An 11,418-nucleotide genomic window follows, 5' to 3' on the forward strand; every position below is an offset into this window, starting at 1 on the left:
TCGAGTGTTGCGCAGAGTGAAGTACATCGGGTTTTGTCTTGGTTTGATGGCGTTTCCATCAGGGTGCGCAACGCCGCAACCCGAAGAGTCCGTAGTTGGGGATTACTTGTCGGGTCGGTTTGCTGCTCAAGCGAACGAGGTCGGCGCTGCAGCAAACGCGTTCGAAGGGGCGCGCTCTGAACTTGCTGCGACAGATGAGGTGTTGCGCAGCGCCTTTCTTTATCAGCTGGCTGCCGGCGATGTTGAAAACGCCTCTTCTCTCGCGGATGAAATACTCGACAATGATGAGCCGGAAGATGACGATCTGGCTCGGCTGACGCTTGCAGCGAAGGCGCTTCGAGATGAGAATTACCAGGAAGCGCGAACCGCGCTCGCTGCGGATGCGCAAATCGACTATCTCGCTGCGCCCATGCTTATCCTTGATGCCTGGGCCATCACTGGCGCGAATGATGCGCGCGCAGGGCTGCAAGTTCTGGCGCAACAGGATAAGGAAATTTTTCGCGGCTTTCATCCATTGCATCAAGCTTTGCTGTTTGAAAAAGCCGATCTCATCTCGGAGGCCGAGACAGCGCATCAGCTTTCATTGGCGACTTACGGCGGACTTGTCGGGTTTGAGGCCTACGGCGCGTTTTTGGAACGCACGGGCGAGGACGGGGCCGCCGAAGCCTTCTATAATCAGGTATTAGACAATAGCGGTCTTGCCCGCGTTATCGCCAAGCAAGGGCTGCAACGGATAAAAAAAGGCAAAGCGAGCAACAGTTTTGCCAACACATCCCCTGCGCAAGGCGGCGCGCTCGCGCTCCATGCATTCGCTCAAGCGATCCTCGAGCAAATTGAGGAACAGCGCAGTGCAGCAGAAGAAGCGGGTTTTCGTATTGGCGACCCTAATTACGATATGCCGTTGGCGCTGATACAGATAGCACTCTACCTCGACCCTTCATTTGATCACGGGCAATGGCTCGCCGGACGGATTTTGAACATTTATGGGGACACGGAAAACGCTATTTCCATGTTCAAGCGTATTCCTCAGTCGTCACCGTATTTCGGGCAAGCGCAAATAGACATTGCAACCGGGCTTGTCGAAGTCGACCGTGCCAGTGAGGCGTTAAAAATACTGCGCGCAGCCACACGAAACCCCAACGCTGGCGAGGAAGCGAGATTTCAATTTGCAAATCTTCTCGTCAAAGAAAAACAATATGATGCAGCAATCAGTGTTTTTGATGATTTGATTGACGCTCTGCCGCAGGAGCCGCCTACGGATACCTGGCGTTATTTTGTCGCTCGCGCCGCGACTCACATGGAAGTCGATCAGTGGAAGAAAGCGGAACCTGACCTCATTCGAGCCGTTGAAATAGCCCCAAAGCAAGCAATTGCGCTGAATTATCTGGGGTATTCGTGGGCTGAAAGGGGTGAAAATCTCGAAAAAGCATTCGACCTCATCGAGCAGGCTGTCGCCTTGGAACCGAACTCCGGTGCTTATATCGATAGTCTCGGTTGGGCGTATTATCAGAGTAATGACTTTCAAACCGCCGTTGGTCATTTAGAGCATGCTGCTTCGCTTGAGCCTTCAGATCCGACCGTGACCGACCATCTTGGTGATGTTTACTGGCGTTTGGGCCGCAAGATTGAAGCTCGCTATCAATGGCGGCATGTGCTGGAGTTGAACCCGAAAGACAAGCTGCGCGAGGCGGTCGAGAAGAAATTGAAAGATGGTTTGCCGGAACTCAGTAAATGATCGTCGAGACTGCGCCTGCAAAAATCAATCTGTACCTCCATGTCGGACCACTGCGATCAGATGGGTTTCATGAACTTGCCAGCCTTTTTGTGTTCGCAAGCAAGGGAGACATTGTTCAGGTTGAAGCCAGCAATAATATAACCCTTGAAATAACCGGCCCTTATGCGGAAGAGCTTGCCGGCGCTCCTGTTAAAGAAAATCTTGTATGGCGAGCCGCTGAGGCGTTGCGGTCTGCAACCCAGACTAATCATGGCGCCGCCATTACATTAAATAAACAACTTCCCGTAGCGGCGGGTGTCGGCGGCGGTTCAGCTGATGCGGCTGCTGCTTTGCGTGCGCTGGGGCGGCTCTGGAAAGTGGACATATCAACCGACGCGCTGGAACGTCTTGCATTTCGGCTTGGCGCCGATGTGCCGGCTTGTTTGTATCGGTCGCCAGTCAGTGTGACAGGCGCAGGCGAACGGGTTGAAGCTGGCCCAGCGTTGCCGCCACTGTGGTGCTGTCTGGTAAATCCAGGGGTTCCCATGCCCACCGGACCAATCTTTCGCGCATTCGATACAGCCTATAAGAACCCGAAACTTCCGGAAACCGTTGTGATGGGGAGGGTCGACTACACCACGCTTAGTTTCGCGCTTCAGCAAACCAGCAATGATTTAGAACCTTTCGCATGCGAAAGAGCGCCGGTCATATTAAGCGTCTTGGAGCAAATGCGATCCGCGCCCGGCGCTATGCTGGCGCGCATGTCTGGCAGTGGCGCGACATGTTTTGGTTTATTTTCTTCCGGCGCGGCGGCTGAAAGGGCCGCACAAAAAGCGCGCGGACATGGCTGGTGGGCCTTGGCCTCGGCGCTCCATGTACGCTAAAAATCGCTATTCGCTGAAAAGCCGGACATGATGGAGACGACGCTGACCGAACCCTTTATTCTTGCAGCGGCTGTGTCTTTGACTATTGCCGTGGCGTTTTGCACGAGCTTGTTTGCCTCCCAATCGCGCCGGTTTCTCGACCAACCCAATGAAAGATCGAGTCATTCATTAGCGACGCCGCGCACAGGCGGCCTTGCAATTATTGGCGGGTGGCTGACGGGGCTGTTTATTTTAGGCGCGTTTTCATCGGATTTGGACTTCGCGCGAAAAGCAGGCTGGTTGGCCCTTTTTGCTGGCTTGGCGTTGGGGCTGGGTTTGGCGGACGACAAATTTAACCTCTCGCCTTCCTGGAAATTCGCCGGCCAGGTTCTTATCGCCGCGGGCTTCGCAGCTGTTTTTGGTCCGTTCGAATTGTTTCCTGCGCCTGTTGTCGGGGACTTACGCCTTCCTGTCTTTTGGGGCGTCATGATCACAGTGATTTGGGTCGTTGGTTTCATGAATGTTTTTAATTTCATGGATGGCGCCAACGGGCTCGCGTCTGGCGCTGCGGTCGTCGGGCTTGTATGGATCGCTGTCATTGCTGCTGGCGCAGGGGCAGGGATAATCTTTGCGCCCGCTTTTCTCCTTGCCGTAGCGGTATTGGGATTTTTGCCGCTCAATATTCGTCGCGGCAAAATATTCATGGGCGACAATGGCAGTCAGTCGGTTGGTTTTCTGATTTCAGCGATTGCTGTTGCGGGGGTGAATCTTTCGGATGGGCGCATGAGCGCCCTCATCGCGCCAGTAATTTTCATGCCGTTTATCTTTGACGTTTCCTGGACTCTAGTCTCTCGTTTTATTAGGAAACAGAACATATTCGAGGCGCACCGGGAACATCTATATCAGTTGCTGATGCGTAACGGTGCTTCTCATGTGGAGGTTGCTGTGATTTACATGACGCTAATCGGCTTGTGTGCAGCTGCAGCTCTGTTGATGCTGGCGTTGCCGTATTCATTGCAATGGTTAGTGCCTAGCGCTCTCGCAGCCAGTTTTATTCTCGGCGCCTCTGTCGTTTACAGCCGAGCCTACCGCGATGGCCTTCTCTCTACGGTGCGCGCCCAAAAACCTTTGGACGAGCCGCAAATAAAACAAAAGCCGCTACGCGCTGCTGAATGATTCAGTGATTATGATGCGCGTGCTGTAGATGTCGTAACGAGATCGCCAAGCGCTGATGAAAAGGTATTGTCAGGCAATACGGCAAGCGCTTCGAGCGCCTTGTCTGCGTATCGGCGCGCACAGAGTATCGTATCTTCAATAGCGCTATCGCGCTCCATCAAAGAGCATGCTTTTTCAAAGTCGTTTTCTTTAATGTCGCCGTTTGCAATGGCGCGACGCCAAAAAGATTTTTCATCGTCACGAGCGCGGGCTACAGCAAACACCACAGGCGCCGTCATTTTGCCTTCACGGAAGTCATCGCCAACGGTCTTTCCTAGTGTTGCTTCAAACCCTGCATAATCGAGTGCGTCGTCAATCAATTGATAAGCAATGCCGAAATTGAGGCCAAAATTGCGGATTGCAGCCTCTTCCTGCGGGTTACGTCCTGAGATCAATCCGCCAACTTCTGTTGCCGCAGCAAACAGCGCTGCCGTTTTCGCCTCGACCACTTCTAAGTAGGTTTCAAACGTGGCGCTGAGGTTTTTTTGTGTAGTGAGTTGCAGTACCTCGCCTTGGGCAATGATGCCTGATGCGTGAGATAAAGCGTGTAACACTCTTAAATCCTTCGCCTCCACCATCAGTTCGAAAGCACGTGCAAAAATAAAATCCCCGACCAGTACGCTTTCTTTGTTGCCCCAGATGATATTTGCGGTGCTGGCGCCACGCCTAAGCGCTGAACCATCGACAACATCATCATGTAACAATGTTGCGCCGTGGATCAGCTCGACCGAAGCGGCGAGTTTGACGTGATCATTGCCCTGGTAGTTAAGCAGGTTGGCGGAAGCGAGGGTAAGCATTGGCCGCAGTCTTTTTCCGCCGGCTTTGATGAGATGGCCCGCAAGCTCCGGGATCATTCTGACCGGGGATTGCATGCGAGATAGGATTTCACCATTCACCGCCTCAAGGTCTGCGGCGGTGAGTTTTTGCAGACGCGTAACAGCGGCAAGGAAGTCAGCTTCCCGGCTTCCTAGTCTTGGCGCACGGCGCTGTGCGATTTGATCGGTTGCTGTCGCTGCAAAACTCAAGAGACGAAACCCTTTCAATCCCGATATGGGTGCGCAGATTGGGCATTGCCAGTCAGCGGGTCAAGCAAATGACGGCCCGGTGCTTAGCGGCGAATCAGCGCTAGTGCAAAGCCGCGTACATAAGGCTTCCGCATTGAAAATGCGCGGAGATTCGCCTACTTGCTGAAAATGACTAGTTTTCTGAAACGCTTTGGCGCGATTTGGCGGGCGCTACCCTTTTCTGGCGCGAGCAAGTCACTTGTTACCGTAATCGATCTTTCCGGCGTTATTGGAGATGCTGGGGGGCCGGGCCGCAAAGGGCTTTCACTAAAAAAGCTGGAAAAAACGCTCGAGGCAGCCTTCAAGCCTGATAATTTGTCAGCCGTCGCACTTGCGGTGAATTCCCCCGGAGGGTCTCCTGTACAGTCCAGGCTAATCATGAACGCCATAAGGCGGCATGCAACAGAGAAAGAAGTCCCTGTTTTGGCGTTTGTGGAAGATGTCGGAGCCTCGGGCGGTTATATTTTGGCGCTGGCCGGAGACGAGATTTACGTTGACGAGAGCTCGATCGTTGGCTCGATCGGCGTCATCTCAGGCGGTTTTGGATTTCATGAGGCGATCCGACGGATTGGTGTCGAGCGCCGCGTTTATACGGCAGGAGAAAATAAGTCGATGCTGGATCCGTTTCAGCCTGAAGACCCGAAGGACATTGAGCGCCTTGAAGTCATTCTGACGGATCTCCACGAGCAGTTTAAAGCGCTGGTCAAGGAACGCCGTGGGGACAAGCTTGCAGACGATTCTGAAATGTTCTCTGGAGCGATATGGACTGGCCCTGCCGCTGCGGAGCGGGGGTTGGTCGATGGAATCGCTCAGCTCGGCGATTTTTTGAGAGAACGGTTCGGCGATGATGTTAAGATCAAGCGCATCGCGGTCGAAGGCGGCTCTTTGTTGAAGAAGCTGCTGGCAGGCGGCGAGGAAGCGAGCGGGCTAAATGCGTCTGCTTCGCTTCTCGATGCCGATGAGCTGATTGCGGCCGGCGAGCGTCGTGCGCTTTGGGCGCGTTATGGGCTTTAAAGGTTGATCTTGGCTATCAGGAGGCCGTTATGAGTGCAGTGACAACTTTAGCCGCTACGGTGGCCGCGGCGGCAGGCGCTGTCGCACTTTACCGCTTTATTGATAAAAGGTCGAAATCCCTAAGCGCTGCGATTTCTGAATTTAAAAAGACTTCCCGTCATAACAACGGAACTGTTATTGAGTATGAGCAGGACCCTGAGAGCGGCGTCTACAAGCCCAAGGAAAAGTTCAGGCGCTGATGCCCGGAAGCAGGGTAATCACAACGTGTCGCTCGTGAGGCTGGCGCCGGTGCTCAAGTAGATACAATCCCTGCCAGGTTCCCGTAAGCAATCGCCCACCTTCGAACGGGACTGAAAGCGATGTCGACGTGATCGCGGATTTCAGATGAGCCGGCATATCATCCGGGCCTTCAGCCGTATGAGAGTAAGGGCCGTGTTCAGGAGCGATCCTGTCCAGCCAATTGACCAGATCGCGACGCACATCTTCATCAGCATTTTCTTGCACCGTTAATGATGCTGACGTGTGCTGAATAAATACATGTGCTAATCCGTGCTTGACACCGCAATTTATTAATACGTTTTCGACCTGTGTCGTGATGTCGATACATGCACGGCCAGGTGTTTTTATAGTGAGTATTTTCGCCATTTCTCGAAATTTCAGCCTATAAATGAATTTATTTTTTTGCAGACCTTGGAAGAAAAAGCCATAATAGATGTCGATATCCCTCTAATTCAGCTAGCGCGTTGGTTTGAAAGATATTGCATTCATAGATCTTGAAGCGTCTGGACTCGGTGCGAAATCCTGGCCGATCGAGGCGGGCTGGTGCTTCTTGTCAGGTAATCCGCAAGCTTTGCTGATAAAGCCTCATGCGACTTGGCCGCTCGATCAGTGGGATGAGGCAGCGTTCGCCCTTCATGGTGTTGCCTATGATGATCTGTTGAAAGCAGGCGTAGCTATTGAGGAGGTATGCACGGCATTGAACGAAGCGCTTGCAGGAAAAAAGGTATACTCGGACGCCCCGGATTGGGACGGCTTTTGGTTTTATCGCCTTTTTCAGGCGGCTGGCGTCCGCCAGGAATTTGTATTGCGTGATTTTTACGATGTTTTCCGAAATACGCCAAAGGAAATTCTCAAAAGCATTGTTGAAGAAGCTAATAAGAACGCGCCTCGTGCGCATCGTGCCGTTCCGGATGTGCTTCATATGCGTGCATTGTACGAACTTGCTGCAAAACAGAATTGATTTTTTTGCGCAGCACGACAATGTCACCTGATGACAGAAGCCGTATTATTTGAACCTGAAAGATTCGATTATCAATTCACTGATGGCTTGATGACGGGATGGCGTTGGAAAAATGCTGGGGCACGGCCTTTGTTGTTTTGTCACGCAACAGGTTTTTGCGCATCCGCCTACAAGCCGATGTTGTCGCATTTGGACGCCGGCAAGTTTGATGTTTATGCGCTCGACATGCGCGGTCATGGGCGCAACACGCTGCCCGCAAATCCAGAACAATTGAAATCATGGCAGGTGTATGCGGACGATATTCAGAGATTTCTGGATGTGCAAGATCTTGATGACTGGATTCTTTCTGGCCATTCCATGGGAGCCGTCACGGCGGCCATGGCGTCAAAGGGGCGCGCCGACATCTCTGAGCTTCGGCTGATCGAGCCTGTAGCGGTCTCGCGATGGATGACCATCATTGCGGCAACACCAGCCTGGAAATTGGTGGGGTCCCGTATTCCTCTGGTCCAGCAAGCGGCGAAGCGGCGCTCGCAATGGGAGTCACCAGAGGCGGTTTTTCAGTCATACAGCCGCAAGGGATTGTTTAAAAATTGGCGCCCAGGCGCGCTTGAGAGTTACTTGAGGGATGGATTGAAGCCTTCGGTTGATGGAGGCGTCGAGCTTTCCTGCACTCCGGCTTGGGAAGCCGCCACATTTGCCGCCCAGGCGAATGATTTCTGGGGCGCTCTTGAGGCGTTTAGAGGCCCGGTTTCCATTTTCGCGGCGGATCATCCCACCTCGACGGTGAGTTCCGCCGCAGCGGCGAAATTCAAGCGTTACGCCATGCATCTCACGGTTGCACAAAATACTTCCCACCTCGCGCCCATGGAGGAGCCGGCTGAGTTGGCCGCATTTCTGTGCGCCTGATGGGGGAATAATATCAGGGTTGGCAGTTCCGCAGGCTTTTTGCTAAGCGTTCGCGCGAACCGCCCCTTGAACCGGGCTTGCGGCGCATTTTTTAGCGCCAAAAGACAATAGAAGACGATAGACATCAGAAAGGCATATGATGAGTGAGGCGCAGCCCGTCCCGCAGGTCACCGGCAGAATGTTTCTTTATGAGAAACCGGAGCTGCTGACAAAAGAAGAGCACGGCGAACTAAAAGTGAAGCAATCGGACAGTCCGTTTGCATTTGCTGCAAAAGCCCGCGCTATTCCGATTACCTATAGTGAAATTCCCTCTGCCATGAAAAACTTCCCATTGATTTTCATGTCCAAGGAACAGCCGCAGATGCTTGCGGTCACAGGTCTTTATGACGACATCAACCTGTTTGTCGGAGATGATGGAAAATGGGAGGATCATACTTACGTCCCTGGATACATCCGCCGTTATCCTTTCGGTCTTGCGAATGAAAGCGAAGGCGACAGGCTGGCGGTGATCATCGACCGGGCGTTTGACGGTTTTGCAACCAACGGTGACGGCGCTCCGCTTTTCAAAGACGGAGAGCTTACCGAAGAAACGGCAAGGCTTGTTGAGTTTTGCAAAGGTTACGAACAGGATCGTTCATTAACAGAACAATTTGTTCGTGTTTTGCAGGACAATGAGCTCATTCAAGCGCAAACCGCGCAATATACGCCAATTGGATCGAGCGATGCTGTAGACTTCGCCAGCTATTTCAGTATCGACGAAAAGCGCTTAAACGAACTGCCCGACGAGAAGCTGTTGGAGATTCGTAAATCCGGCATGTTGCCTTTGGTGTACGGAATGCTCATGTCCATGGGCAACTGGCGCTTGTTACTGCAGCGCAGGGCAAAAAGATTTGATTTGCAGGACGGGGCTATCTTTAAACCACTGGCGACGAATTAATCTTGGCGGTATTTTTTATGAAAAGGCCGGATAGGAGACTATCCGGCCTTTTTAATGCTTGCTCCGGTGTTCACAATTCTTCGAAAAACAGCCGGACATGCATAATATTTATTGGCTGACAGATAAGGCTTGGCTAACACCGAGGACATGAACCTTTTTCGACTAATACTGAGTGCAGTTCTGCTGACGTTTTTCTCAGCAGTGGATGGGCATGCACAAAGCATAGTTCAAAATGAACGCTCCAGAACTGAGGTTTTGGCCGAAACAAGCGGATTTGTTCCGGGTGAGACGGCATGGTTCGCGGTAAAACAGGAGCTCCGCCCGGGCTGGCATGTATTCTGGGTCAATCCGGGCGATGCCGGGTTGCCGTTGGAGCTTGATTGGAGCCTGCCTCAAGGATTTTCCGCCGGGGAAATCTTGCACCCTGCGCCCGAGTATATTCCTGTTGGTCCGCTCGCCAGCTATGCGCATGAGGGCGCGCCTGTATTCCTGATCCCTGTGACCGCGCCGCAGGATGCGCAGGTTGGCGACGTCGTTGATGTTGCAATCGACGCCCGCTGGCAAATTTGTGAAGAAATCTGTGTACCTGAGGAAGGCCGATTTTCATTTTCTGTGCCAGTTGTTGAAACGTCGACGAAGGACCCGAAGGTCCAGCAGATTTTCAGCACAGCGCGCGCGGCTCTTCCTGATAAGTTATCTAAGCCTGTGAAATTTTCTGTGTTAGGCGGCGATTATGTCCTGCAGTTTTCTCCACCGAATGAATTTTCGGCGACAAACGCATTTTTCTTTGCTGAGCCGGAAGGGCTTGTAGAGCCCTCGGCGCCGCAGACGATTTCCCTTGAGGATGGCGCGGCCAACATCGCAATGAAGCCGGGCTGGATCGACAGATATGACGGTGACGCGCTACGTGGCGTTCTGACATTCACGGACGTTGGCGGGGGCAGGAGAACTTTCAGCCTTATCGCTGACGTGCCGGCGCCGATCGTGAAACCGTCCGATGGCGGAGCGATTGCGCAGACCCAAAGCACCCCCGATGTTCTTTTGCTTCTTGTTTTGGCGTTTTTGGGCGGTGTCATTCTTAACGTCATGCCATGCGTGTTTCCGATTGTGTTTATTAAGGCGGCGTCATTCATGCGCAGCGCGCAGAAGAACTCTGCCGCAGTGCGAAGAGACGGTGTTCTTTACACGGCAGGGGTGCTTGCCACGTTTCTTGCAGTTGGCGGTGCGTTATTATTGCTGCGCGCCGGCGGCGAACAGTTGGGGTGGGGCTTTCATTTGCAATCGCCATGGGTGGTTGCGTTGTCAGCCTATGTTCTATTTCTGGTCGGTCTAAACCTTGCCGGCGTATTTGCTATCGGTGAAAGCCTTGCCGGAAGCGGCGAAACGCTTGCTGGAAAGGGGGGGGCTGCAGGGTCGTTTTTCACTGGCGCTCTTGCTGTTGTCGTGGCGGCGCCATGCATAGGCCCACTCTTGAGTGCGCCAATAGGAGCGGCGATTTTACTGCCGCCAGCGTTCGGCATGCTAATTTTTCTGGCATTGGGTTTAGGCCTTGCCGCGCCCTATCTTGTGCTTTCATTCGCGCCTGGCCTCGGCCGTTTGCTGCCCAAGCCTGGCGGGTGGATGGCGACATTCAAGCAAGTTCTGGCGTTTCCTGTATTCGCTGCCGCCGCCTATTTTCTCTGGGTACTGTCACAGCAGGCTAGCACTGTCGGTCTTGGGGCCGTACTCGCTGGATTGATATTTATGGCGTTTGCGGCCTGGAGCTTTGAGTACAGTAGGCGCGAGGGCAGGGGCGCTTTCATTCTGCGAATATTGTCGGCGCTAGCCGTGCTTTTGGCTGTCGCACCGCTATTTCGCCTTGAGGCTGCAGCAAGCGCTGCACAAAGAGTTGATAAATACGGCGCCATGACAGCGGAACCTTTCAGCAAGGAAGCGCTTGACGCCTACCGAGCCAGCGGCGTTCCTGTCTTCGTTGATTTTACTGCGGCCTGGTGCGTTACATGCCAGCTCGATAAGGCGACGATCTTTTCAGATAGCAGGCTGGCAGACGCTTTTTCAGACAAGGGCATCGTCTTTATGGTTGCGGACTGGACGGTTCGAGATCCGGAAATCACCATGGCGCTGGAAAGCTTTGGCGCCAGCGGCGTTCCACTCTACGTGTATTACGCGCCGGGCCAAACGCCACACGTTTTTGATATTCCATTAACCAAGAAAGCGGTTCGTGAAATCGTGTCAGCGGCCAGTCTTTAGGCTTGCCTGAGCAACAACTCCAGGTTCCTGCTTGTCAGCGCTGGCGCTGTGCCGCTCGATCTCCAGGGCTTTGACGCCAAAAATTGTCGTCACGGCGATAATCGCCGCAAGATTGGACAAAACACGTTTAAAAGTATTGGCGCTGGATGCAGCTGACTTGCTCATAAAGAAGCGTTTACCGGATTATTCTTAAAACGCGTTGAGGAAGACGCTTA

Annotated in this window: 12 protein-coding genes; 9 read left to right on the forward strand and 3 right to left on the reverse strand. The window is 53.2% G+C overall.

All coding sequences use genetic code 11. From position 1 onward, the window contains the following. The first annotated feature begins 4 nt into the window (after nt 1–4). Genes PUV54_RS08365 through PUV54_RS08375 form a run of 3 tightly spaced genes read left to right on the forward strand, consistent with a single transcriptional unit; the run spans nt 5 to nt 3,753 of the window. Entirely contained in the window at nt 5–1,735 is a 1,731-nt protein-coding gene (locus PUV54_RS08365) for a tetratricopeptide repeat protein (protein ID WP_274495179.1), read from the forward strand. After that, a complete protein-coding gene (locus tag PUV54_RS08370) occupies nt 1,732–2,598 on the forward strand; it encodes a 4-(cytidine 5'-diphospho)-2-C-methyl-D-erythritol kinase (RefSeq protein WP_274495181.1) in 867 nt (288 codons plus the stop codon). The genes PUV54_RS08365 and PUV54_RS08370 overlap by 4 nt, the downstream gene beginning before the upstream one ends. 27 nt (nt 2,599–2,625) lie before the next feature. After that, nucleotides 2,626–3,753: a glycosyltransferase family 4 protein gene (locus PUV54_RS08375; protein ID WP_274495182.1), complete on the forward strand. Its 1,128-nt coding sequence runs from the start codon at nt 2,626–2,628 to the stop codon at nt 3,751–3,753. 8 nt (nt 3,754–3,761) lie between these two features. On the opposite strand, the gene PUV54_RS08380 is transcribed toward PUV54_RS08375, so the two are convergent. Next, nucleotides 3,762–4,817 (reverse strand): polyprenyl synthetase family protein, encoded by a 1,056-nt coding sequence (locus tag PUV54_RS08380; protein ID WP_274495183.1) that lies wholly within the window; start codon nt 4,815–4,817, stop codon nt 3,762–3,764. Between the two features lie 168 nt (nt 4,818–4,985). Here PUV54_RS08380 and PUV54_RS08385 point away from each other — a divergent pair, with 168 nt between their 5' ends. Both PUV54_RS08385 and PUV54_RS08390 read left to right on the forward strand, forming a co-directional pair. After that, entirely contained in the window at nt 4,986–5,870 is an 885-nt protein-coding gene (locus PUV54_RS08385; protein WP_274495219.1) for a S49 family peptidase, read from the forward strand. A gap of 29 nt (nt 5,871–5,899) precedes the next feature. Then, the gene (locus tag PUV54_RS08390; protein ID WP_274495184.1) at nt 5,900–6,109 is read left to right on the forward strand and encodes a hypothetical protein; all 210 of its coding nucleotides are present in this window, start codon (nt 5,900–5,902) and stop codon (nt 6,107–6,109) included. Here PUV54_RS08390 and PUV54_RS08395 read toward each other — a convergent pair. After that, nucleotides 6,099–6,515, reverse strand: coding sequence for a secondary thiamine-phosphate synthase enzyme YjbQ (locus PUV54_RS08395; protein ID WP_274495185.1), 417 nt, complete (start codon nt 6,513–6,515; stop codon nt 6,099–6,101). The two genes, PUV54_RS08390 and PUV54_RS08395, sit on opposite strands and share 11 nt — an antisense overlap. Nucleotides 6,516–6,618: 103 nt before the next feature. On the opposite strand from PUV54_RS08395, the gene PUV54_RS08400 reads away from it, so the two are divergent. The 4 genes from PUV54_RS08400 (at nt 6,619) to PUV54_RS08415 (ending at nt 11,203) form a co-directional block, all read left to right on the forward strand. Continuing rightward, entirely contained in the window at nt 6,619–7,110 is a 492-nt protein-coding gene (locus PUV54_RS08400; RefSeq protein ID WP_274495186.1) for a hypothetical protein, read from the forward strand. Nucleotides 7,111–7,200: 90 nt separating this feature from the next. Further along, nucleotides 7,201–8,016: an alpha/beta fold hydrolase gene (locus PUV54_RS08405; protein WP_274495187.1), complete on the forward strand. Its 816-nt coding sequence runs from the start codon at nt 7,201–7,203 to the stop codon at nt 8,014–8,016. A 139-nt stretch (nt 8,017–8,155) separates the two neighbouring features. Further along, nucleotides 8,156–8,953 (forward strand): SapC family protein, encoded by a 798-nt coding sequence (locus PUV54_RS08410; protein ID WP_274495188.1) that lies wholly within the window; start codon nt 8,156–8,158, stop codon nt 8,951–8,953. Between the two features lie 255 nt (nt 8,954–9,208). After that, the gene (locus PUV54_RS08415) at nt 9,209–11,203 is read left to right on the forward strand and encodes a protein-disulfide reductase DsbD family protein (RefSeq protein ID WP_274495189.1); all 1,995 of its coding nucleotides are present in this window, start codon (nt 9,209–9,211) and stop codon (nt 11,201–11,203) included. On the opposite strand, the gene PUV54_RS08420 is transcribed toward PUV54_RS08415, so the two are convergent. Beyond that, entirely contained in the window at nt 11,186–11,368 is a 183-nt protein-coding gene (locus PUV54_RS08420) for a hypothetical protein (RefSeq protein WP_274495190.1), read from the reverse strand. The genes PUV54_RS08415 and PUV54_RS08420 overlap by 18 nt on opposite strands. Between the last annotated feature and the right edge of the window lie 50 nt (nt 11,369–11,418).

Origin of the sequence: Hyphococcus flavus (assembly GCF_028748065.1) — a bacterium.
Lineage (GTDB): Bacteria > Pseudomonadota > Alphaproteobacteria > Caulobacterales > Parvularculaceae > Hyphococcus > Hyphococcus flavus.